Source organism: Dongia sp., from assembly GCF_041906375.1.
Classification (GTDB): Bacteria; Pseudomonadota; Alphaproteobacteria; order Dongiales; family Dongiaceae; genus Dongia.
The window spans coordinates 942,457-966,499 of sequence record NZ_JAYRJJ010000002.1 but is presented as its reverse complement, the minus strand read 5'-3'; the positions used below and the strand labels follow the sequence as shown (position 1 = coordinate 966,499).

Genomic DNA, 24,043 nt, shown 5'->3' with positions numbered 1-24,043 from the left:
CAATGCGGTTGATATGGCGTCCGCGGCGCGCCAACTTGCTCGCATCATGACAAGACACGCCGCACCCACGCATCCGACCACGCCCAATCCCGACAATCAACTGGTCCTTGAGACCAGTCCCTATCTGCTGCAGCACAAGGACAACCCCGTCAATTGGCGGGCTTGGAACGATGCGGCACTGAAAGAAGCGCGCGATAGCGACAAGCCGATCCTCCTTTCGATAGGCTACGCCGCCTGCCATTGGTGCCATGTGATGGCGCATGAGAGCTTCGAGGATGCGGAGATCGCGCGGCTGATGAACGAGAAGTTCGTCAACATCAAGATCGACCGCGAGGAGCGGCCGGATCTCGACCAGATCTATCAGCAGGCTTTGTCGCTGCTGGGCCAGCAAGGCGGCTGGCCACTCACCATGTTCCTGACGCCCGAGGGAAAGCCCTTCTGGGGCGGGACCTATTTTCCCAAGGAGCCGCGTTACGGCCGGCCCGGTTTCGGTGATGTGCTGAACGCGCTGTCCGACGCCTATCATGGCGACAAGAACAAGGTGGCGCAGAATGTCGCCGGCATTGCCGAGGCCATGCAGCGCCTGTCGCGCCCGCAGGCCGGCGACGAGATCACGCCGGAGGTGATGGACCGGATCGCCGAGCGGCTGTTGCAGGAGGTCGATCTGGTGCGCGGCGGCATCGGCGGCGCGCCGAAATTTCCGCAGAGCTCGGTGATGACCCTGCTGTGGCGGGCCTATTTGCGCAATGGCGATGGGCGTTACCGCGAAGCCGTCGCCTTGAGCCTCACGCGCATGATCCAGGGTGGCATCTATGATCACCTGGGCGGCGGCCTCGCCCGCTATGCCACCGATGCCGACTGGCTGGTGCCGCATTTTGAAAAGATGCTCTACGACAATGCCGAATTCCTGGGCCTCCTCGGCGAAGTCTGGATCGATACCGGTGCGCCGCTTTTCGAGACGCGCGCATCTGAGATCATCGCCTGGCTGCAACGCGAAATGCTGGCCGAGGCCGATGCCGAGGGCCATCGCGGTTTTGCTGCCTCGCTCGATGCGGATTCGGAAGGTGTCGAGGGCAAGTTCTATGTCTGGGACGAGGCCGAGATTGATGAGGTGCTGGGTGCCGAGGCACCCTTCTTCAAACATGTCTATGGCGTGAGTGCCGAAGGCAATTGGGAAGATACCAATATCCTCAACCGCGGCCATCAGGCGGGCCTGCTTGAACCGGCCGACGAAAAGCGCCTGATGGCCGCGCGCGAGAAATTGCTGGCGCGGCGCGCGGCACGCATCCGCCCCGGCTGGGACGACAAGGTTCTCTGCGATTGGAACGGGCTGATGATCGCAAGTCTCGCGCAAGCGTCGCAGATCTTCGCGAGGCCCGATTGGCTGCGTCTTGCGGAGGAGGCCTTTGCCTTCATCGACCGCAACATGCGCGATGGCAGTGGGCGCCTCAAGCATGCGTGGCGAGCGGGAAAATGCGCGCATCCGGCAACGCTCGACGATCACGCCAATCTCGCGCGCGCCGCCCTGATGCTCTATCAGGCGGGCGGCAAGGCGGCCCATCTTGCCGCCGCCAGACGCTTCGTCGCCGATCTCGACGCGCATTACTGGGACCCGGACGGCGGCGGCTATTTCTTCACGGCCGACGATACCGGCGACGTCATCATCCGCACCAAATCTGCCAATGACAACGCGACACCCAGCGGCAACGGCACGATGCTGGAGGTGCTGGCGCGGCTTCATCACCTCACCGGCGAAGACGCCTATGGCGCGCGGGCCGAACAATTGCGCCGGGCCTTTGCCGGCGAGATCCAGCGCAATTTCTTTCCCTTGGCGAATTTCCTCAACGGCGCCGATTTCGAGCTCTTTGCCACCGACATCGTCATCATCGGCACGCGTGGGGAGCCCGGGACGGAGGCATTGCTCAGCACGCTGCTGGCCCGCTCGCAGGATCATGTGGTGCTGCAGGTGGTCGCCGATACCAGCAGCTTCCCGCCGTCGCATCCGGTGGCTGGCAAAACGGCGGTGAACCAGTGTGCCACGGCTTACGTATGTCGCCGGCAAGTCTGCTCTGCGCCCATCACCGACGCCGCCGCTTTCGGCGGCGCCTTGAGCGAGTCCTAGACAGTCGGGTACAGTCGAACCGTCCACCCCTCACCCCAACCCTCTCCCCGCTGAAGCGGGACGAGGGAGTTTCCGGCCCGCTGGCTTAGGAGCCCCTCGCCCCAACGGGGAGAGGGGTTGGGGTGAGGGGGCAACACAACGATATCGATCCAGGAATCACATGTCCGCAGCGCGCCGCGTCGCCATCGTCCTTTTCAATCTCGGTGGGCCCGACGGACCGGCGGCGGTGAAGCCGTTCCTGTTCAACCTCTTCAACGACCGCAACATCATCGGCGCCCCGCAGCCGATCCGCTGGGCGCTGGCGAAGTTCATCTCGACCAGACGCGCACCCATCGCCGCCCATGTCTATGACCAGATCGGCGGCGGCTCGCCCATCCTGCCCAACACCGAAGCCCAAGCCTCGGCCCTGGGCGCAGCACTCGAGGATCTCGGCCTGGTAAAATGCTTCGTCGCCATGCGCTATTGGCACCCCTTCACCGAGGATGTGGCGGCGGCGGTGAAGGCCTGGGGACCGGACGAGATCGTGCTGTTGCCGCTCTATCCGCAATTCTCGACCACCACCACCGCTTCGTCGCAACGCGTCTGGAACGATGCCGCGCGCAAGGTCGGCCTTATGGCGCGGTCGCATTTCATCTGCTGCTATCCGGACGAGGCCGGTTTCGTCAGCGCGCTCAGCGACATCACGCGCCAGGCGATCGCCCAGGCAGAGGTGGCGGCACCCGGCCAGGCACCCGCCATCATCTTCTCCGCCCACGGTCTGCCGAAGAAGATCGTCGATGCCGGCGATCCCTATGTGGCGCAGGTCGAGGCGACCGTGGCCGCCGTCGCGAAGGCACTCGCGCTGACGCCAACGCAGTACCAGATCGCCTATCAGAGCCGTGTGGGTCCCCTGGAATGGGTCGGCCCCGCGACCGACGATCTCATTGTCGCCGCCGCCAAGGCCGGCAGACCCGTCATCGTCGTGCCGGTGGCCTTCGTCTCGGAACATTCGGAAACGCTGGTCGAGCTCGACATCGAATACCGGCATCTGGCCGAGCGCAACGGTGCCGCCATCTATCTGCGCGCCCCCACGGTGTCGACACATCCAGCCTTTATCGCCGGCCTCGGCCGCCTGGTGCAGAATGCGCTGGCGACGGCCGCGGCGCTGCAACCCGGCTGCGGCCGCACCGCCTGCCAGGGAAAGAGCCAGTGCGCGATGACCAAGGCAGGAGCATGACCATGGATCTCTATCTCTGGCTGAAGGCGCTTCATGTCATCGCGGTCATCGCCTGGATGGCCGGCATGCTCTATCTGCCGCGCCTCTACGTTTATCATTGCAAGGCGAAACCCGGCTCGGAGATGAGCGAGACGTTCAAGGTGATGGAGCGGCGGCTCCTGCGGGCCATCATCAACCCGGCGATGATTTGCGCCTGGGCGCTGGGGCTCACCATGGCGTGGCTCAATGACCTCTGGGGCGAAGGCTGGTTCCACGGCAAGCTGGCGCTCCTTCTCGGCATGCAGCTCATCCATGCTGGCTACGCCCGGTGGCGCCGCCATTTCGCCGCGGATGCCAACCAGCACAGCGAGAAGTTCTACCGCTTCATGAACGAGGTCCCGACGCTGCTCATGATCGGCATCGTCATCTTGGTGATCGTGAAACCATTATGACCTAAAACGACATTGGTCGCGCTGTCATCGCCTTGGGTTCGTGACGTCGGTCACATTAACCCGCAAGGCGCCTTGTCAGTCTCTCGGAATGCGCGCAGAAGCCCGCGCCATAAGGGACGGATCCTGACAAGGAGAGAGAATGATGACCAATGTACTGACGCCCGCCCGCCTGCTCGATATCGGCTTCGGCTTTGCCCAGTCGCAAGCCCTGCTCAGCGCCGTGGCTCTGGGGCTGTTCACGCGCCTCGGCGACGGCGCGATGACGGCCATGGAACTTGGCGACCGTCTCGACCTCGACCCCGCCCCGCGGGCACGGGCCGATTTCTTCGACGCGCTCGTCGCCCTGCAGCTGCTCGAGCGCCAGGGGAACGGCGCCACGGCGCGCTATCGCAACACGCCGGAAACCGGCCTCTTCCTCGACAAGGCCAAGCCCTCTTACGTGGGCGGCATCCTCGAGATGGCGCAGGCGCGGCTCTTTCCGTTCTGGGCCGATCTCAAGACGGCGCTCGAAACCGGCAAGCCGCAGAATGAACTGAAGCACAGCGTCAAGCCGATGTTCGACGAGCTCTATGCCGACCCGGCACGGCTCGAACAGTTCATGCTGGCCATGGCCGGCATCAGCCGCGGCAATTTCCAGAGCTTCGTCGACGCCTTCAATTTCGCCCCCTATGCCAGCTATTGCGATGTGGGCGGCGCCACGGGGCTGCTCGCCGGCATGGTGGCCCGCGCCAACCGGCACCTCACCGTCGCGACCTTCGACTTGCCGGTGGTGGCGCCGATCGCCACCCGGCATTTGAGCGAGCAGGGCCTCGCTGAGCGCGTCACGGTGCGCTCCGGCGACTTCCTCAAGGCGCCGCTGCCCAAGGCCGACGTCATCAGCATGGGAATGATCCTTCATGACTGGAACCTCGCCGGCAAGATGCACCTCATCCGCGCCGCCTATGACGCCCTGCCGCCGGGCGGCGCCTTCATCGTCATCGAACACCTCATCGACAATGACCGGCGGGCGAACGGTTTCGGCCTCCTCATGTCGCTCAACATGCTGATCGAGTTCGGCGACGCCTTCGACTATACGGCGGCCGATTTCGAGGGCTGGTGCCGCGAGGTGGGCTTTACCCGCTTCGCCACCCTGCCGCTGAGCCCCGTCGCCAGCGCCGCCATCGCCTACAAATAGGATCGGGCCGGTCCTGATGAGGCCGGGTGGGCCAGCGCCTGCCCGGCCCTATTTATTGAGGTCATTTGACTTCCAGCCTGAATTCCGGTAGGGCTTTTCACCAGGGTTCTGGTTCGCCACTCGGGTCGGACCGGCCTTGTCTTCGCAGTACCACCGCTCCCATATCATGTTGGCTGGCCCGGATTGAGACGGGCAATGACGTGAAACGGTGACGGCTTCAGGGTCCGAAGACCACAGTCCCGGCAGCGCCGTTTCCAAGCATCCAATCCCGCACATCGAAGCCGCACCCATCAGGGTCCCCCCTTCACAACTTCAGAAAATACATGAATTTACAAGAACTTAAGCGCAAGTCCCCAGCCGAACTCCTGGCGTTCGCCGAGAGCTTGCAGATCGAAAACGCGAATTCGCTCCGGCGCCAGGACATGCTGTTCGCGATTTTGAAGCACCTCGCCGACAACGACACCGCCATCTTCGGCGCCGGCGTGCTCGAAATCCTGCAGGACGGCTTCGGCTTCCTCCGCAGCCCGGAGGCCAATTACCTGCCCGGGCCCGACGATATCTATGTCTCCCCCTCCCAGGTGCGCCGCTTCGGCCTGCGGACCGGCGACACGGTCGAGGGACAGATCCGCGGTCCCAAGGACGGCGAGCGTTATTTCGCCCTCCTCAAGGTCAACACGATCAATTTCGAGGATCCGGACAAGATCCGGCACCGCATCAATTTCGACAACCTCACCCCGCTCTACCCGGACGAACGCCTGAAGATGGAGCTCGAGGGCAAGGGCGACGACAAGATGCCGGAGCCGGAAGCCCTGCCGAAGGCCGAGGCCGCCCGCACCGTCGAGATGAGCCGCCGCGCCCTGAAGGCGCGCGAGAACCGCGACATCAACAAGGTCGATATCACGGGCCGCGTCGTCGACCTGATCTGTCCGATCGGCAAGGGCCAGCGCGCCTTGGTGGTGGCCCCGCCGCGCACGGGTAAGACCGTGATGCTGCAGAACATCGCCAATTCGATCGCCACCAACCACCCGGAAGCCTATCTCATCGTGCTGCTCATCGACGAGCGGCCGGAAGAAGTGACCGACATGTCGCGTTCGGTCAAAGGCGAGGTCGTCTCCTCGACCTTCGACGAGCCGGCGGCCCGCCACGTCCAGGTCGCGGAAATGGTGATCGAGAAGGCCAAGCGCCTGGTCGAACACAAGCGCGACGTCATCATCCTTCTTGACTCGATTACGAGGCTCGCCCGCGCCTACAACACCGTCGTGCCATCGTCGGGCAAGGTGCTCACGGGCGGTGTCGACGCCAACGCCCTGCAGCGCCCCAAGCGCTTCTTCGGCGCCGCGCGCAATATCGAGGAAGGCGGGTCCTTGACCATCATCGCCACGGCCCTCATCGATACCGGCAGCCGCATGGACGAAGTCATCTTCGAAGAGTTCAAGGGCACCGGTAACTCGGAAATCATCCTCGACCGCAAACTTTCGGACAAGCGCACTTTCCCGTCGATCGACATCACCAAATCGGGCACGCGCAAGGAAGAACTGCTGGTCGACCGCGCGACACTCTCCAAGATGTGGGTGCTCCGCCGCATCCTGATGCCGATGGGTGTCACGGACGCGATGGAGTTCCTGCTCGACAAGCTCAAGCATTCCAAGACCAACGCGGACTTTTTCCAGTCCATGAACCAGTAAAAGTGAAGGCCGGTGAGATTTCACCGGCCTTTTCCTTTTTGTTGCAACATGTTGCGGCTTCTTCTTCGATCTTAACCGAAGCTAAACCATCTCCCTCCGATAGTTAAGGCCGGCCCTGGGGAAGAGGGCCTCTTTGCGGGGGACAAGGTTCAGATGCCGCGCTTGCGTGCCTTTTTGATCGGCGCTTTTCTGCTGCTGGGTTTCCTGGCGCCCGCCGTGGCGCTCGACCCGTTGCCAAAGCCGGCCGGGCCGGTGCTGCTCAGCGTCAGCGGCAAGATCGCGCTCGGCAACACGCCGGGCGGGCGGGCCGAGTTCGACCTCGCCATGCTGCAATCCCTCCCCAGGACCCGCATCGACACCAGCACGATCTGGACAGACGGCATGCAATCCTTTGAAGGCGTCCTCGTTTCCGACCTGCTGGCGCGTCTTGGTGCCAAGGCAGCCGAGATCAACGCCATCGCCGCCAATGAATACGAGATCCGCATTCCCGTGAGCGATGCCACGGCCCATGGCGCGCTCATCGCCTATGCCGCCAACGGCGCGCCGCTGCCGCCGCAGAACAAGGGGCCGCTCTGGATCGTCTATCCCTACGACCAGGACCAGGCCTTGCGGACCGAGCGGTTCCTCGCCCAGTCGATCTGGAACCTTGAAACCATGAGTCTCGACTAGGCCATGAAAAACAGGCCATGAAAAAAAGCAGCCCCTTCCTGAAGCCGATCGCCTGGTGGAAACGCGGAATCGCCGCGGCCTTCGCCGTGGTGATCTGCGGCCTGCTGGTGACCCTGCTGTTCCTGCGCGACGACATCTCGACGCATTTCGACCGCATGCGCAATGCCGCAGCCGGCGCCATCATCTGGAACAGCGCCCAGTTTGAAGTGGATGCGGCGCGCTTCGGCACCAGCTTTGCCAGCATGCATGGCGGCGATCCACGGCACCTGCCGCCCGAAGTGCTGCGCCGCTGGCGCGCGCTGCAGAACCGCTATGCAATCCTCACCGCCGGCATGGTGCACAAGGAACTCATCGGCAATCCCAATGCCGCCGCGCTGCTGCCCGCCATCGAAACCAACATGGCGACGCTGCTCGCTGAACTGGAAGGCGAGAACGCGGTTCCGCTCGCCCGCTATGAAATCATCACCAATCTCATCGCGCAGCTGCAGGTGAAGGCGCATCGGCTGGCGGTGCTCACCACCACGGCGGCGGCAGCCAAGGACGAGGCCGCGCGCGATTCCCTTGCCGACCTCATCGACACCATCGCCATGGTGCGCATCGCGCTGGGCATCGTGCTCGGCATCGGTGTCATGACCCTTTTCTGGCAGCAGCTGCGCATGCGGCGCCTCACCGCCGAACTGGCCCGCGCCAAATTCCAGGCCGAGGACGCCAACCGCGCCAAGACCGATTTCCTGGCGCATATGAGCCACGAATTCCGCACGCCGCTCAATGCAATCATCGGCTTCTCCGACCTGATGAAGGCCGAGATCTTCGGGCCGGTGACACCGCCCCGCTACAAGGATTATGTCGCCGACATCGCCGATGCCGGCAACCACCTGCTCGGCCTCATCGACAAGGTGCTGGATGTCGCCAAGATCGAGGCCGGCAAGCTGGAACCCAGCCCGCAGCCGGTCGATATCCCCGATCTCCTCAAGACCTGCGCCGACCTCATCCAGCAGCCTCTCGGTGCAAGGCAATTGACCCTCAACATGCAGCTCCCGCAGGCCTTGCCGCCGGTGGTTGCCGACCCGCAGCATCTCCGGCAGATCATGCTCAACCTGCTCAGCAATGCGGTGAAATTCACCCTGGCCGGGGGCGAGGTCAGCATCGGCGCCGCCTGTACCGCCCACGGTGACAAGGACGGGATCGAAATCTGGGTCAAGGATACCGGCATCGGCATCGCGCCTGCCGACATCGCCAAGGCACTGGCGCCCTTCGGCCAGGTGCGCAGCAACGCCACCACGGCGCAGCAAGGGACCGGCCTCGGCCTGCCCATCACCAAATCGCTCGCCGAACTCAATGGCGGCCGCTTCGAGATCGTCAGCGCACCCGGCAAGGGAACGCGCGTCAGCATCCATTTCCCCACCGCTACGCCGCTGCCCGAAAAGCTCGCAGCCTGATTCAGCCCAGGCCTCGATTCACGCGGGGGCCTCGATTCACGCGGGGGCCTGCAAAGACTCCTTGTATCTGCAACTTCTGCCGCGCTTTAATCGGGTGAACTGAGACGAGGGTCAGTCCTATCCGTCGGGGGTGCACGCAGCTGATGCCCGAGCGACCTTGGCAGCAACCCGTTAAGATCGGCCGCTGGTCGGTTGCCTATCCACTTGCCCTCGTCGCCGGCGCCATTCTCTATTTCGCGCTGGCTCGGTTGGGTCTCGCCTTCGCCACGCTGCAGGAAAGCGCCTCGCCAATCTGGCCCGCTTCGGGGTTTGCCGTCGCCCTGCTGCTCGTCGGCGGTCCGCGTCTGTGGCCAGCGATCGCCATCGGCGCCTTCGGCGCCAATGCGCTGACCGGCGGCTATTTCACCGCCGCTTTCATAACGATCGGCAACACACTCGAAGGCCTGATCGGCTTTTTCATCTTCAGCCGCGTGATCGGTGTCGGCACCAATCGCTTTCCGCTGGTGAAAAGTTTCGGCTATCTCCTCGCCGCCCTGCTTGCACCGATCGTCAGCGCCGCGACCGGGGTCACGGCCCTGGTCGCCGCCGGACAATTGCCGCCGGCGCTCACCGGATCGGTGGCGACAACCTGGTGGGCCGGCGATGCCATCGGCATTCTCCTCGTCCTGCCGGCGCTGATAAATTTCTTGAAAGCGCTGCCCCAAATCGACCGCGATGGGGCCAAACAGGCCAACCCGAAAATCCCGCCGCCGCAACAGATCGCACGGGCCGCATTGCTGGTGCTGGGCCTTGGCATCGTCAGCGCCCTGACCGCCATCATGCCCGGCTGGACCGCCATCTTCCTGCTTGCGCTGCCGCTCCTTCTGGCAACGGCGCGCTGGTTCGGCCAGCGTGGCGTCAGCCTGATGCTGCTTGCCGTCGCTGCCCTCTGGATCGCGATCACGGCGGCGGGCCTCGGGCCCTTCCTCGACAATACGCCCAACGATTCCCTGCTCAACATGCAGATCATCCTGGCCGCAGTCGCCTTCATCGGCCTGATCCTGATCGACATCCAATACCAGCGCCTGTCCGTTGCCGTCACCGTCCTGCTGATGGGCAGCTTGATCGCCGCCGCCGTCTTCCTGGTCCAGATGCGCGAGGCGGATGCCGTCGATACGCGCCACATCCGGAATCTCGCGACACGCCTGCAGGGCCATATGCAGGACCGCATCGGCACCTATATCAACGCGCTGCAGGGCGGGGCCAGTTTCTACGCTGCCACCGAAGACGTGACACGCGCCGAATGGCGGCAATATGTACGCTCGCTGCAGCTCCTCGACCGCTTTCCGGGCATCAATGGCGTCGGCGTCGTTTTGCCGGTCGAGAAATCAAAGGCCGCTGATTTCATTACCCGCGCCAGGGCCGATGGCGCACCCGATTTCACCATCAAGCCCGTGCCCGATGTGCCCGTGCCCGATGTACCGGCGACCGAGGCAAATGTCGGCGAGCATTTCGTCATCCTCTATTGCGAGCCGGCGGAACTCAACGCTGCCGCCATCGGCCTGGATCTTGCCAGCGAGACCTTGCGGCGACAGGCCGCGATTGACGCCCGGAACACCCGCCGGCCCACGATCACGCCGCGCATCACGCTGATCCAGGATGAAAAACGCGGCGCCGGCTTCCTGCTCTTCCTGCCGATCTACCGGCAGCCCTTGCAGAGCGAGGATGCGGTGCCGAGCCGCGCGGTTTTCATGGGCTGGATCGACGCGCCGTTCACGGCCGACGCCTTCTTCGGCCGCGCCCTGACGGCCGAAGCCCGGTCGCTCAACCTGCGCATCCATGACGGGACCACAACGGCTGCCGACAAGCTCATGTTCGACAGCCGCGCCGTCGATGGCGCGCCGGTATCGGCACCGTACCAGCCTGAGTTGACCACGCAGCTGGTCCTGGCGGATCATGTCTTCACCCTGGCATGGAGCCGCGGCGTCGCCTTCGATGCACAGCCACGGCGCGCACCCATCGTCATTTGCGCTGGCATGATCCTGTTCGCCGCCTTGCTCGCCGGGCTGGTCGCCACCTTGGCGACCCAGAGCGAACGCGCCAATGCCTATGCTGCCGATATGAACCGAGCGCTCCTCAGCAGCAATGAGCGCCTCGAACTTGCCGCCGCCTGCAGCCGGGACGGCATCTGGGATATCGACCTGGTCACTGGCAAGGTCTGGATCTCGCCGCGCTATTACGAAATGTTCGGCTATGAGACGAGCGCCGTTGCCGATATCCGTACCTTCTGGAGCTCGGTCATTCTGCCGGAAGACGAAATCCGCTCACGCGAGCAGTTCCAGGCGATGCTGTCGGGTACGCGCGACGACATCGACCTCATTCAGCGCTACCGCCACCGCGACGGCCGCATCCTGCATGTGCACAGCCGCGGCATCAGCCTCAAGGACGACGCCGGCAAGGTGATCCGCGCGATCGGCGTGCATACCGATATCAGCGAGTTGGTGCGGCTCGAAGGCCAGTTCAAGGCCGCGATCGGTGTCATGCGCGACGGTTTCGGCCTGTTCGATGCCGATGACCGGCTCATCCTTTTCAATGACGGCTTCATCGACGAAGGCACGCGTCGGGCGATTGGCGACCCGACCGGCCGCGCTTTTGAGGATATCGTGCGCGCCTTCGTCGAACATGACATGCCCGACGCCAAGGATCCCGCCTTCGACCGCGAAGGCTGGATCGCCTGGCGCATGGAGCGGCATCGCAATCCGCCCGCAGAACCGCTCGAGGTGAAATGGAGTGGCGATCGCTGGATGCGCATCAGCGAGCGGCGAACCTCGGATGGCGGCTATGTCGGGATCTGGTCCGACGTGACCGAGATCAAGCGCCTCAGCCAGCTGCTTGAGGGCGCCGTCGACGCCCTTCCCGATGCCTTCGCGATCTTCGATGCGGACGACCGCCTCGTCGTCTGCAACGATCTCTATGTCTCATCCAAAGTGCGCGCCGCGGTGGGCGATCCGATCGGGCATCGCTACGAAGATCTCTATCGCCTCTATGCCGAACTCGAACTCAACCTGACGGATCCGGCGGCGCGCGACGCGTGGCTGGCTGTGCGGCTGGCACAGCACCGCAACCCCGGCGAGGAACCTTACGAGGTCGTCACCGGCGACCAGCGCGTGCTTCGTGTCCAGGAAAGACGCACCTCGAACGGCTGCATCGTCGGCCTTTGGAGCGACATCACCGCCCTGCGCATGGCGGAACGGCGCCTCAATGATGCCATCGCCAGCATCAATGAAGGCTTCGTGCTGCTCGATGCCGATCTGCGCTATGTCATCTACAATGACGAATTCCTGCGCCTCTATCCGAAGATGGCGCCGTATGTCTCCGTCGGCGCCCGCTTCGAGGACGTCCTGCGCGAGGGCGTGCGCGCCGGTGAATATCCCGAACTCTCCACGGAGGCCGACGCCGAGGCTTTCATCGCCGAATGGATCGCACGCTACCGTGATCCCACGGCCTATCAGGGCGAGGGCGCCTTCGCCGACGGCCGCTGGGTTCTGATCGGTCACCATGGCACCAGCGACGGCGGCTGCGTCAACGTCTATACGGACATCACCGCCCTGAAACAGCGCGAAGCCGACCTTGCCGCAGCCAAGGGACGCCTGGAAAAACAGGCCGAGCAGCTGATCCGTCTCACCGAGGATCTGCGCAAAGCGCGCGAGGCCGCGGACGCATCGAATATCAGCAAATCGCATTTCCTTGCCAACATGTCACACGAACTGAGGACCCCGCTCAACGCCATCCTGGGCTTTTCCGAGATCATCAAGAACGGCATGTTCGGCCCCGTCTCGCCACCGCAATACCGCGAATATGCCGAGGACATCTTCAAGAGCGGCTCGCATCTCCTTACCCTCATCAACGACATCCTCGATCTTTCCAAGATCGAGGCGGACCGCATGGAACTCAACATCGTGCCGCTGGAGACGACCTCGTTCGTTGCCCAGGCCGTTCGGCTGGTCGAAGTGCTGGCGAAGGAACGCAATGTCAGGCTCGATGCCAGCAACATCAGCGAATGCCCGGTTATCCATGCCGACGAACGACAGGCACGGCAGATCCTCCTCAACCTGCTTTCCAATGCCATCAAATTCACGCCCGATGGCGGCACCGTAACCCTCAGCCTGCTGGATGAGGGCGACCGGGGTTCTGCCATCAAGGTCAGCGATACCGGAATCGGCATGACGCCGGCCGAGATCAAGCGCGCGATGGAACGCTTCGGCCAGGCGGAGCCCAGCTATTCCAAGACAACGCCAGGGACCGGCCTAGGCCTGCCCCTGGTCGACGGCCTGGTGCGGCTCCATGGCGGCAGCCTCTCGATTGAAAGCGTGAAGGGCACCGGCACAACCGTGACGGTTCGCCTGCCTTGGCACGCCGATCTCTACCGCCCGAAAAAGAAGGCGCGCGCTTAGGGCAGCAGCACGACCGAGCCGGTGGTCTTGCGCGCCTCGAGGTCGCGTTGCGCTTGCGCGGCATCCTTCAGTGCATAGGTGTGGCCGATATGGATCTTCACCGTCCCCTTCGAGACGACGTCGATGAGGGCATTGGCGGAAAGTTCCAGATCTTCGCGCGTCGCCGTATAGGCCATGAGCGTGGGGCGCGTCAGGAACAGCGAACCTTTCTGCGACAGCAACAGCGGCTCGATGGGGGGCACGGGGCCGGAGGCATTGCCGAAGGTGACGAGATAGCCGCGCGGTTTCAGGCAATCCATCGACGGGATGCAGGTATCCTTGCCGACACCGTCATAGACGACGTTGACACCCTTGCCGCCGGTGATGTCCTTCACCCGCGTCACCCAATCCTCGGCCCGGTAATCGATGACGTGATCGGCGCCCAGCGATTTGACGATGGCGCATTTCTCCGCCCCGCCCGCCGTGCCGATGACATTGGCACCCAAGGCCTTCAACCATTGCACGGCGATCGAACCGACGCCGCCCGCTGCCGCATGGAACAGGACCCAGTCGCCCGGCTTCACGGTATAGGTGCGGCGGATGAGGTATTCCACAGTCATACCCTGCAGCATCATGGCGGCGGCGGTGTTGAAATCGATGGCATCCGGAATCTTCACCAGCTTGTCGGCCGGGTAATTGCGCCATTCGCTATAGGAACCCAAGGGGGCCGCGCAATAAGCGACGCGGTCGCCGACCTTCAATGTGGTGACGCCGGCCCCCAGCGCCTCGACCACGCCGGCGCCTTCCAGGCCGATGCCGGAGGGCAGCTGCACCGGATAGAGGCCGCTCCTGTGATAGGTATCGATGAAGTTGAGCCCGCAGGCCCGGTTGCGCAAGGTTACCTCGCCGGCGCCGGGCGCACCCAGTTTCACCGTTTCCCATTTCAGCACCTCGGGCCCGCCGGTCTGGTGGAAACGGATGGCATTGGTCTCAGTGGGAATGGTCATGGTGTGCTCCGAAGGATAAGTCAGATGAGGGGAGATTAGCGGGCAAGGACGCGCACGTCATCACCCCCCTCCCCGACCCTCCCCCTCAAGGGGGGAGGGAGAAGAAGGACGGTTCTCGCAATACACCCGGTGCAATCCTCTCCCCCCTTGAGGGGGAGAGTTAGAGAGGGGGGTGGCTACTGAAGGTTCTTACGCCGCCTTGGCCAACAAATTCTGCCGGTAGGCGACGATGTCGGCGATGGTGAGGACTGGGAAGCCGTTGCGGCGGCCATAGGCCTTGGCTTGCCGGCCGCGTAGCATCTCGCCGTCGCGGGTCATCAATTCGCAGAGCACAGCGGCGGAACCCAGCCCGGCGATCTCTGCGAGGTCGACCGAGCCTTCCGTATGGCCACGCCGCGTCAGCACGCCGCCGGGGCTCGCCCGCAAGGGGAACATATGGCCGGGGCTGACGATGTCACCAGGCTTGGCGCCCGGCGCAATGGCCGCCCGCACCGTGGCCAGGCGGTCGGCCGCCGAGACACCGGTGGTGACGCCGTGCCGCGCTTCGATCGAGACGGTGAAGGGCGTCCCGAAACGGCTTTCGTTGCGGCTGGCCATCATCGGCAGTTCCAGCCGCTCGACCGTGGCGGCGTCGAGGCAGAGGCAGACGATGCCGCTGCAATCGCGGATCATCCGGGCCATGACGTCATGGGTGAGGTTGCTGGCGGCGGCGATGAGGTCCGCTTCGTTCTCGCGGTCGTCATCGTCGAGCACGATGACCGGCAGGGCCGATTGCATCGCCTGCACAGCGGCATCGATGCGGCCCTGGACACGCGACAGTTCGGCTTGGGAATAATGCTTGATGGTGGTCTGGATATTCATGTGAAACGCTCCTCGCATCTGTTTTGCGACAAACGTTCCAGGGCAAAACCATGACGCCCGTTGCCGGCATCCACGCCATCCATGCCGGATGGAGAGGACCCCGAAAAGGGTGCCGCGATTTCGTCTTCTTCCATCCGGACTGTGACCGTCGGCTCAGGATTTGGACCTGATCTGCTTGACCCAGGATGGCGAACCATCCTGGCGCTCGCGGGCTCGACTTGGCCGGCACCCTTGCCGGAAAAGTCCTACCGCCGGTGGGGATTTTCACCCCGCCCTGAAGACGTATTGACGCTCGGAACATGGCAGGTGCGGGATGATCCCGTCAAGCGAGGGAAAATTGCAGCTGGCCGACAAAAACTTGGCACTTAGCCACCTAGAACAGCCGTCCCTGGCCCTTTTCGAGATCCAGCAGGAAGCGCTTGGCAGTGAGGCCGAGATCGCTGGAATAGCCGCCCAGCGCCGCACTTCCCACCACCCGGTGGCAGGGGATGATGATCGCGATCGGGTTCTGCCCGCAGGCGGTGCCCACGGCGCGCGCCGCTGCGTAATCCTGCTGGCCCATCAGGGTCGCCAGATCGCCATAGCGCAGGGTCTCGCCGAACGGAATGCGCAGCAGCATGTCCCAGACAGTACGGGCAAAGTCGGTGCCCGGATAAGAGAGCGGCAAATCGAACCGGGTGAGGCGACCTTCGAGATAGGCCGCCATCTGCCTCTTGGCTTCCTCGGCCAAGGGTGAACTGACCACCACCTTGGGCTCGATCTTGCGCCAATAGGTCTTGGTGACCGCATTCTCGTCGCAGCGGATCTCGATCCAGCCAATTTTGGCACGCAAGGTGGCGCCGACGGGAATGCCGCCGCTTTCACTCTCCGTGTTGTCTATCCCGGTCATTACCGACGCCAGGCCTGGACCTGCTTCACCAGGTCCGCGACATGCTGCGGCGGCGTTTCCGGCACGATGCCGTGACCAAGATTGAAGATGAACGGACCCTGGCCCAGCGCCTCAAGAATCTTGTCGGTCGCGTCCTGCATCGCCGAACCGCCAGCCACAAGCAATTGCGGATCGAGATTGCCCTGCAATGCCAGCCGTCCCTGCAATTGCGTAAAGGCCCAGTCGAGCGGCACGCCGGAATCCAGCCCCAGCCCGTGCATAAAACTCGCGCGCGCAAAATCGAGATAGCCGGCCCCGCAGGCGCGCGGGAAAACGATCACCGGCACTTCCGGATGCGACATGCGCACGCGGTCGACGATGGCCTTCATGGGTGCCAAGCTCCAGCGCAGTAGGCTGGCATGATCCAAGGCGCCGGCCCAGCTGTCGAACAGCTGCAGCACCTCGGCCCCCGCTTCGATCTGGGCGATGAGATAGCTTGCCGTCGCATCGACCAGCAGGTTGGTCAAGCGCTGGAAGCTCTCGGGCCGCTGATAGGCCCAGGCCTTGGTCTTGGCGTAATCGCGCGAGGAACCACCCTCGATCATATAGCTCGCCACCGTCCAGGGAGCGCCGGCAAAGCCGATGAGCGCCGTCTCGGGCGGCAGGGCTGCCTTGATGCCCGAAACGGCCGCGTAGACCGGCTTCAGGCGTGTGTGGAACTGGTCCATGGCAAGGCGCGCCATATCCTCGTCACCGGTGATCGCATTGAGCAGCGGACCACGCCCTTCCTCAAAGCGCAGGTCCATCCCTAAGGCATGCGGCACCACCAGGATGTCGGAAAACAGGATCGCCGCATCGAAACCGAAACGGCGGATCGGCTGCAGGGTGACTTCGACGGCGAAATCCGGATTGTAGCAAAGGTCCAGGAACGAACCCGCCTTCGCCCGCGCCGCGCGATATTCCGGCAGATAGCGCCCGGCCTGGCGCATCAGCCAGATCGGCGGTCGCGCCAGGGTTTCGCCCTTCAACGCTCTTACCAGCAATTTATCCGCCGTCTTCATGGCCTCACTCAAATCTGCGTCCTTGGCAAAACGGTTCGCTTACGCGTGGTCTTAACACTGCTCTTCCTACATCTCTAATAGATAAGACTCTAGGTGGAAGTAGATGATGTGCGGTGAATCATGAGAATCCCCGATCTTGGGTTTCTCTCCCCATCCTGGCGCGTATAAGCCGGTCCGTCACCCGGCATGAAGCCGCAGGATAAGTCTGTGGGTAGGCATCGGTCGTCATGTCCGCACTTGGTGCGGGCATGACGGATGAGGACTGGCGACAATAATGTGAGTCACGGGGACAGTTTGCAGTGCCCTGTCCCTTCCACCTTATCCCCATGATTCGACCGAATCCCGCGGCGCCCTTGTCAGGCGGGAAAAGGGGTGCCATGAAAAGATAACAAAGTGGATGGATCCGGCCGGAGCGGTTTATCCACAGCGTCCGGGGCAGTTATCAACGGATCGGCTGTGGATGGCGTCGGTTCGTTTCATCGCTCACCCCAGGTTAGGGCCACAGGCATGCCAGAATCCAATCCGATGCGGCAATTACATGTCCATCTCGTCTCGGACGCGACCGGCGAGACGCTGAACAGCATCACACGCGCCTGCCTGGTGCAGTTCGAACGCGCACATCCGATCGAGCATCACTGGACTCTCATCCGCACCACGGGCCAGATGGACAAGGTATTGGCCGGCATCGAGGCGCATCCGGGGCTGGTACTCTTCACCGTCGTCAATGACCGGCTGCGCCAGCACCTCCTCAACGGCTGCCGGGCGCTGGGGGTCAAGGTCGTCTCGGTGCTCGATCCGATCATCACCGCCCTTACCGATCATTTCGGGCAAGCCGCCCGCGGCCAGTCGGGACGGCAGCACGCGCTCGACGCTGAATATTTCGACCGTATCGCGGCGATGGATTTCGCCCTTACCCATGATGACGGCCAATCGGCACGCAATTACGACGATGCCGACGTCATCCTGCTGGGTGTCAGCCGCTCGTCGAAGACGCCGACCTGCATCTATCTCGCCAATCGCGGCATCAAGGCGGCGAATGTGCCGCTGGTGCCGGGCTGCCCGCTGCCGCCCGAACTTTTCCAGGTGAAGAAGCCGCTTATCATTGGCCTCACCAAGGATGTGAATTCGCTGGTGCAGATCCGCCGCAACCGCCTGCTGATGATCGCCAAGGACGAGGAATCCGATTACGTGGATCCCCAATCCGTGCGCGAGGAAGTGGCACAGGCGCGCAGGCTCTGTTCCGAACATGGCTGGCAGATGATCGACGTAACGCGCCGTTCGATCGAAGAGACGGCAGCCACCATCATCCAGATGCTCTCCGAACATCGCGACCGGATGATGGATGCAGCCTCTGCCCAGGACCAGGCGGAAGCCTGAAGAGCGCATGAGCGCGCCCCTCATCCTTGCCTCCGGCAGCACGGCCCGCGCCAGGATGCTGCGCGAGGCTGGGGTCGAAATCGAGATCCTCAAGCCCCGGGTCGATGAGGATGAGATCAAGGCAAGCTGCCGCGCGGAAGGTGCCGACGTCATCGATACAGCGATCGCCCTGGCCGAGATGAAGGCGCAAAACGTCAGTCGTCGCCTGATGACGACAATGCCCGGACGCTATGTGCTGGGCGCCGACCAGATGCTGGAATGCGATGGTGTCTGGTTCGACAAGCCGGTCGATCTCGCGGCGGCACGGGCCCAACTCAGCGCCTTGCGCGGGCGGGCGCATCATCTGGTGAGTGCGGCGGTGCTGGCCAAGGACGGCCAGCGCATCTGGCATCATGTCGACCGCGCCGAGCTGGTGATGCGGGATTTCAGCGACAGGTTCCTCGACGACTATCTTTCCAAGATCGGCGCCGATGTGCTGAGCAGCGTCGGCGCCTATCATTTGGAAGGGCTGGGGGCACAGTTGATGTCGCGGGTGCGCGGCGATTTCTTCACCGTGCTGGGCCTGCCCTTGCTCCCCGTCTTGGCGATCCTGAGAAGCCATGGCATGTTGCCGTCATGACGGAACTCAACACCCATACGGGCAGGACCCTGGTGGCCGGCGTCTTCGGCTGGCCGATCAATCATTCGCGCAGCCCGCGCCTCCATGGTTATTGGCTGGCGAAATACGGCATCGACGGCGCCTACCTCCCCTTCTCGACACGGCCGGAAAATCTGGTCGAGGCGATCCGCGCCCTGCCCAAGCTGGGGTTCCGGGGCGGAAACATAACCCTGCCGCATAAGGAACGGGCACTCGACGCGGTGGATGCGCTCACGGACGTCGCGCGGCGCATCGGCGCGGTGAACACGCTCATCGTGCAGGATGACGGCAGCATCCTCGGCGACAACACCGATGGCTATGGCTTCCTGCAGCATCTCAAAGCAAGTGCGCCCGGCTGGCGGCCCGGCGAAAAGGCCGTGGTGCTGGGGGCGGGCGGTGCCGCGCGCGGCATCATCGTGGCGCTCCTCGATGCTGGTGCGGAAAAAATCATCCTCACCAACCGCACGGCAGCGCGCGCCGAAAGCCTCGCTGGCGATCTTGGCGGTACGATCGAGGTGGTGGGCTGGGAAGCGCGCAATGCAGCGCTCAAGGATGCGGGCCTCCTCGTCAACACCACGCAGCTCGGCCAGGCCGGGCAGCCGGCGCTCGATATCGATCTCACGCATCTGCCGCGCGAAGCCGTGGTCGACGACATCGTCTATGTGCCGCTCGAAACCAACCTCCTCGCCCAAGCCCGCGCCCGTGGAAACGCGGTGGTCGATGGCATCGGCATGCTGCTCCACCAGGCGCGGCCCGGCTTCAAGGCCTGGTTCGGCAAGGAGCCGGAAGTGGATGCAGGCTTGCGCGCCTTCGTCCTAGCGGGATAAGGATGCGGTAGGTTAAGTCTCGCCCAGTCCATCACTGCTATCACCTCCACAGCTGCTCCGGCGTATGGCCTACCAGGGAGTTGATCATGGAAACCACCGTCACCGAGATAGACGCCGGCATCTTTCGCCTCTCCACCCATGTGGCGGAGATCGCACCGCCGGCCGGCTTCACCTTCAACCAGTTCCTGGTGTTGGCCGATGAGCCGTTGCTGTTCCATACCGGGCCCCGGCGCATGTTCCCGCTGGTCCGTGCCGCGGTCGCCAAGCTGATGAGACCAGAGGATCTGCGCTGGATCACCTTCGGCCATGTCGAGGCCGATGAATGCGGCGCCATGAACGAGTGGCTGGCACTGGCCCCGCGGGCCCAAGTGGCGCATGGCAAGACCGCCTGCTTCGTCTCGCTCAATGATCTCGCCGACCGCAGCCCCCGCATGCTGGACGATGGCGAGGTGATCGACATCGGCGGCAACAAGCGCCTCCGCTATCTCGACACGCCCCATGTGCCCCATGGCTGGGAAGCGGGCCTGTTCTATGAAGAAACGAGCGGCACGCTTCTTTGCGGCGATCTCTTTACGCAACTGGGCGACGGGCCGGCGCTGACAGCGGGCGATATCGTCGGGCCCGCCATCGCCGCCGAGGACATGTTCAAATCCTCAAGCCTCAGCCCGAATATGGGCGCCACCATCCGCCGCCTCGCCGATCTCAGTCCGCGCAAACTGGCGCTGATGCATGGGCCAAGCTTCGAAGGCGATGGCGCAGCAGCACTTACCGCACTGGCGGCGGATTACGACCGGCGTATTTCATTCTGACAGGCCCTACCCCCACCCCGACCCTCCCCCTGAAGGGAGAGGGAGGTGGAGCGCGTCTGATCGTTCAAGCTCGACCGAAAACCCCTCTCCCTTCAGGGGGAGGCCGCTGACCAATGTCGGCATGCGCCGACGGGGTGGGGGTTCTCACCGTTGAATCAGAATCGCCCGTCGAAATTCATCAGTTCGCCATTGACCCAGCCTTGGGCCACGGCGATGGCGCCTTTGCGGTTGAGGACGACGCCGGAATATTCGGGCCGCGCTTTCTGGGCGCGCAGGTGCGAGAGGATGAAGAGATCGCGCCACGCTGCCGGCACGGTCCCTCGCCACAGTGTGGCGTTGCGCCAGCAATCCTTGAAACCGGCATGGGCGGTGGGTGTCGCAGCGAGGTGATCGCAGATGGCGCCAACCGCCTTTTCCGCATTGCCGGCATTGGCGATGAAGCCCTGGACCTGCGCCAGGCCGACACCCTTCAAGCTGCCATTCTGTGTCACCAGATCGAAGAACCAGCAGAAATCGCGCTTGGTCTGCAGCGCCGTCCCACGCGATGCGGCCCAATTGACGGCCAGCCGGTCGGCGGTGCGCGCGACATTCATCGACGCCCGCATCTGCTGCGCCACCATGGGGGCCGAGACCAGGAAGGCCACCAGTTCGGCCCTCACCTCGGGCTTCAGCCGTGTCCCATTCTGCCAGCCCCGGACGATGGCGAGGCCTGTGGTCTTGGTGCCGGTGCAGGCGCGCCAGAATTCGGCGCCGAAACGCGGCATAGCGACCCGGACCGCCGGTTCGCCCGCCGCCTGGACCAAGGGTTGCAGCGAGGAGGAGCCGATATTCCACTGCAGGACACCGCAGGAAATGCCCATGCCGTCGAAATCGCGGGTCACCCCGCCCCAGGGATTGCCCGCCGTCTCGAAATCACCCGTCGTCTCCAGGGCCGTTGCCAGCCAGGCTTCGTTGACCATGTCGCCTCCCCGCTTGTGTGGGAAATCTATCCCCGCCGGCCCGCAGGAACAACGCAGAGCGGGCGGCGCACCTGCCGGAAACCCTCGATCATACGGCATAACCCATTGATAAATTGCGCATTTTCGTTGGTTGATTATACCCCTTGCCGCCCCTATCTTGCGCCGCGACAGAACTCCCTCACATTCCCCTTCTTCCATGGGCCAAATGACCGATCTCGCGCATATCCGCAATTTCTCCATCGTTGCCCATATCGATCACGGCAAATCGACCCTGGCAGACCGCCTGATCCAGGCCTGCGGGGGTTTGACCGACCGCGAGATGACCGAGCAGGTCCTCGACAATATGGACATCGAGAAGGAGCGCGGCATCACCATCAAGGCGCAGACCGTGCGCCTGATGTACAAGGCCGACAATGGCGAGACCTATCAGCTGAACCTGATGGACACGCCGGGCCATGTCGACTTCGCCTATGAAGTCTCGCGCTGCCTCGCCGCCTGCGAAGGCTCGCTGCTGGTGGTTGATGCGTCCCAAGGTGTCGAGGCGCAGACGCTGGCCAATGTCTACCAGGCGATCGACCATCATCATGAGATCGTGCCGGTCCTCAACAAGGTCGATCTGCCGGCCGCCGAACCCGCGCGCATCCGCCAGCAGATCGAGGATGTGATCGGCATCGACGCCTCGGAAGCGGTCGAGATTTCCGCCAAGACCGGCCTCAACATCAAAGGCGTCCTCGAGGCCATCGTCACCAAGTTGCCGCCACCCAAGGGCGACCGCAACGCGCCCTTGAAGGCGATGCTGATCGACAGCTGGTACGACCCCTATCTCGGCGTCGTCATTCTGCTGCGCGTCATCGACGGCGTGGTCAAGGTGAAGACGATGGCGCGCATGATGGCGGCCGATGCCGTCTATGAAATCGACCGGGTCGGCTGCTTCACGCCCAAGCAGACACTGACCGGCGAATTGGGCCCAGGCGAAGTGGGCTTCATCACCGCCGGCATCAAGGCGGTGGCCGACTGCCGCATCGGTGACACGATCACCGATGACAAGAAGCCCTGCGCCGAAGCACTCACCGGCTTCAAGCCGTCGGTGCCTGTCGTCTTCTGCGGCCTCTTTCCGATCGATGCGGCGGACTTCGAGACCTTGCGCGACAGCATGGGGCGCTTGCGCCTCAACGACGCCAGCTTTCAATACGAGATGGAAACCTCGGCAGCACTCGGCTTCGGCTTCCGCTGCGGCTTCCTGGGCCTGTTGCATCTCGAAATCATCCAGGAACGGCTGGAGCGCGAGTTCAATCTCGACCTCATCACCACGGCGCCCAGCGTCGTCTACAAGATCCACATGCAGAACGGCGATCTCATCGAACTCCACAACCCGGCCGATTTCCCGGATGTGGTGAAGATCGAGAAGATCGAAGAGCCGTGGATCAAGGCCACCATCATGGTGCCGGACGAATATCTGGGCGCCATCCTGAAACTGTGCCAGGAACGGCGCGGACTGCAGGTCGACCTCACCTATGCCGGTTCCCGTGCGATGGTGGTCTATCGCCTGCCCCTCAACGAAGTGGTGTTCGATTTCTACGACCGCCTGAAGTCGATCAGCCGTGGTTATGCGAGCTTCGACTATCACCTCGATGGCTACGAGGAGAGCGATCTGGTGAAGCTCAACATCCTGGTGAACAATGATCCGGTGGATGCGCTCTCCTGCATCGTGCACAAGAGCCAGGCCGAAAGCCGCGGCCGCGTGCTGTGCGAGAAGCTGAAGGATCTCATCCCGCGCCAGCTCTTCAAGATCGCCATCCAGGCGGCGATCGGCGCCAAGGTCATTGCCCGCGAAACCGTCTCGGCGCTCAGGAAGGACGTCACCGCCAAATGTTATGGCGGCGACATCAGCCGCAAGCGCAAGCTCCTCGACAAGCAGAAAGAGGGCAAGAAGAAGATGCGCCAATACGGCAATGTCGAGATCCCGCAGAGCGCCTTCATCGCCGCCCTCAAGATCCACGAATAGGGTCGTCGCCTCGTTAAGGGGCGACGTCGTCCTTTTTGCCGGCGAAGAAGAGGATGCCGCCCAATGCCAGCAGCATGGCCCAGAGCGGCAGCGAAAGGAGCGGCAGCAGGATACGCTGCCACAGGGCCATGGAAATATTGGCCTCGACGAAGCGCTTCACGGCGGTCAGGCTCGACGGCCAGATGATCGACCACAGGTAACCCGTCGCCATGCCGTTCCAATTGGCGGCGACCAGCGTCTCCAGCGCATCCAGCACCAGCAACAGGGCTGCGGCGGCGAGGATGGCGAGCGAGGTGACGCGGAGCGGGTTCATGGCCGGGATATTGCCCGAAGCCGCCGGTCCGGTCGAGCCGGGAAGCGGCGCGGATGTCGCTTCCAGCCCATATCCTTGGCCCATATTTTCAAAAGGAATCAACCCACTTGCCGGTTTTTGGCGATCCGCACTTGCAAGCAATCGGCCCGCCCGCTAGGTTCCCGCCCGCAT

19 protein-coding genes and 1 riboswitch are annotated in these 24,043 nt (G+C 63.5%); of the genes, 13 read left to right on the top strand and 6 right to left on the bottom strand.

The genetic code is table 11. The features are described from left to right. Window positions 1-46: 46 nt before the first annotated feature. The 8 genes from ACE3OA_RS11385 to ACE3OA_RS11350 all read left to right on the top strand — a co-directional run bounded on the left by ACE3OA_RS11385 (window position 47) and on the right by ACE3OA_RS11350 (window position 13,169). Window positions 47-2,122 (top strand): thioredoxin domain-containing protein, encoded by a 2,076-nt coding sequence (locus ACE3OA_RS11385; RefSeq protein ID WP_374310873.1) that lies wholly within the window; start codon window positions 47-49, stop codon window positions 2,120-2,122. A gap of 160 nt (window positions 2,123-2,282) precedes the next feature. Then, complete coding sequence (gene hemH / locus ACE3OA_RS11380; RefSeq protein ID WP_374310872.1) at window positions 2,283-3,338, top strand: ferrochelatase; 1,056 nt, start codon at window positions 2,283-2,285, stop codon at window positions 3,336-3,338. Between the two features lie 2 nt (window positions 3,339-3,340). Next, a complete protein-coding gene (hemJ, locus tag ACE3OA_RS11375; protein ID WP_374310871.1) occupies window positions 3,341-3,769 on the top strand; it encodes a protoporphyrinogen oxidase HemJ in 429 nt (142 codons plus the stop codon). Window positions 3,770-3,908: 139 nt separating this feature from the next. Next, complete coding sequence (locus ACE3OA_RS11370; RefSeq protein WP_374310870.1) at window positions 3,909-4,943, top strand: methyltransferase; 1,035 nt, start codon at window positions 3,909-3,911, stop codon at window positions 4,941-4,943. Window positions 4,944-5,266: 323 nt separating this feature from the next. Then, window positions 5,267-6,628, top strand: coding sequence for a transcription termination factor Rho (gene rho, locus ACE3OA_RS11365; protein ID WP_374310869.1), 1,362 nt, complete (start codon window positions 5,267-5,269; stop codon window positions 6,626-6,628). 153 nt (window positions 6,629-6,781) lie between these two features. Beyond that, window positions 6,782-7,297 (top strand): molybdopterin-dependent oxidoreductase, encoded by a 516-nt coding sequence (locus ACE3OA_RS11360; protein WP_374310868.1) that lies wholly within the window; start codon window positions 6,782-6,784, stop codon window positions 7,295-7,297. Window positions 7,298-7,314: 17 nt separating this feature from the next. Next, complete coding sequence (locus tag ACE3OA_RS11355; protein WP_374310867.1) at window positions 7,315-8,736, top strand: sensor histidine kinase; 1,422 nt, start codon at window positions 7,315-7,317, stop codon at window positions 8,734-8,736. 143 nt (window positions 8,737-8,879) lie between these two features. Further along, the gene (locus ACE3OA_RS11350; protein WP_374310866.1) at window positions 8,880-13,169 is read left to right on the top strand and encodes a CHASE domain-containing protein; all 4,290 of its coding nucleotides are present in this window, start codon (window positions 8,880-8,882) and stop codon (window positions 13,167-13,169) included. Here the strand turns inward: ACE3OA_RS11350 and ACE3OA_RS11345 are convergent. From ACE3OA_RS11345 to hemE, 4 genes are all read right to left on the bottom strand, one after another. Then, entirely contained in the window at window positions 13,166-14,155 is a 990-nt protein-coding gene (locus tag ACE3OA_RS11345; protein ID WP_374310865.1) for a quinone oxidoreductase, read from the bottom strand. The two genes, ACE3OA_RS11350 and ACE3OA_RS11345, sit on opposite strands and share 4 nt — an antisense overlap. 189 nt (window positions 14,156-14,344) lie before the next feature. Then, window positions 14,345-15,016, bottom strand: a complete 672-nt coding sequence (ribB, locus tag ACE3OA_RS11340; RefSeq protein ID WP_374310864.1) for a 3,4-dihydroxy-2-butanone-4-phosphate synthase — start codon at window positions 15,014-15,016, stop codon at window positions 14,345-14,347. Window positions 15,017-15,134: 118 nt separating this feature from the next. After that, a riboswitch (FMN riboswitch) is annotated at window positions 15,135-15,302 on the bottom strand. Window positions 15,303-15,389: 87 nt separating this feature from the next. After that, a complete protein-coding gene (locus tag ACE3OA_RS11335; protein WP_374310863.1) occupies window positions 15,390-15,905 on the bottom strand; it encodes a methylated-DNA--[protein]-cysteine S-methyltransferase in 516 nt (171 codons plus the stop codon). After that, complete coding sequence (hemE, locus tag ACE3OA_RS11330; RefSeq protein ID WP_374310862.1) at window positions 15,905-16,945, bottom strand: uroporphyrinogen decarboxylase; 1,041 nt, start codon at window positions 16,943-16,945, stop codon at window positions 15,905-15,907. Before hemE ends, ACE3OA_RS11335 begins: the two co-directional genes overlap by 1 nt. Before the next feature lie 525 nt (window positions 16,946-17,470). Between hemE and ACE3OA_RS11325 the strand changes: the two genes are divergently transcribed. From ACE3OA_RS11325 to ACE3OA_RS11310, 4 genes are all read left to right on the top strand, one after another. After that, window positions 17,471-18,322, top strand: coding sequence for a pyruvate, water dikinase regulatory protein (locus tag ACE3OA_RS11325; protein WP_374310861.1), 852 nt, complete (start codon window positions 17,471-17,473; stop codon window positions 18,320-18,322). Between the two features lie 7 nt (window positions 18,323-18,329). Continuing rightward, complete coding sequence (locus tag ACE3OA_RS11320; protein ID WP_374310860.1) at window positions 18,330-18,941, top strand: nucleoside triphosphate pyrophosphatase; 612 nt, start codon at window positions 18,330-18,332, stop codon at window positions 18,939-18,941. Then, the gene (locus ACE3OA_RS11315) at window positions 18,938-19,786 is read left to right on the top strand and encodes a shikimate dehydrogenase (RefSeq protein WP_374310859.1); all 849 of its coding nucleotides are present in this window, start codon (window positions 18,938-18,940) and stop codon (window positions 19,784-19,786) included. The genes ACE3OA_RS11320 and ACE3OA_RS11315 overlap by 4 nt, the downstream gene beginning before the upstream one ends. Window positions 19,787-19,872: 86 nt before the next feature. Continuing rightward, window positions 19,873-20,595 (top strand): MBL fold metallo-hydrolase, encoded by a 723-nt coding sequence (locus tag ACE3OA_RS11310; protein ID WP_374310858.1) that lies wholly within the window; start codon window positions 19,873-19,875, stop codon window positions 20,593-20,595. 155 nt (window positions 20,596-20,750) lie between these two features. Here ACE3OA_RS11310 and ACE3OA_RS11305 read toward each other — a convergent pair whose 3' ends face one another. Next, on the bottom strand, window positions 20,751-21,554 hold the full coding sequence (locus ACE3OA_RS11305; protein ID WP_374310857.1) for a hypothetical protein: 804 nt from the start codon (window positions 21,552-21,554) through the stop codon (window positions 20,751-20,753). 205 nt (window positions 21,555-21,759) lie between these two features. Between ACE3OA_RS11305 and lepA the strand changes: the two genes are divergently transcribed. Further along, complete coding sequence (lepA, locus tag ACE3OA_RS11300) at window positions 21,760-23,559, top strand: translation elongation factor 4 (RefSeq protein WP_374310856.1); 1,800 nt, start codon at window positions 21,760-21,762, stop codon at window positions 23,557-23,559. 13 nt (window positions 23,560-23,572) lie between these two features. On the opposite strand, the gene ACE3OA_RS11295 is transcribed toward lepA, so the two are convergent. Next, entirely contained in the window at window positions 23,573-23,956 is a 384-nt protein-coding gene (locus tag ACE3OA_RS11295) for a hypothetical protein (protein ID WP_374310855.1), read from the bottom strand. Window positions 23,957-24,043: the final 87 nt, after the last annotated feature.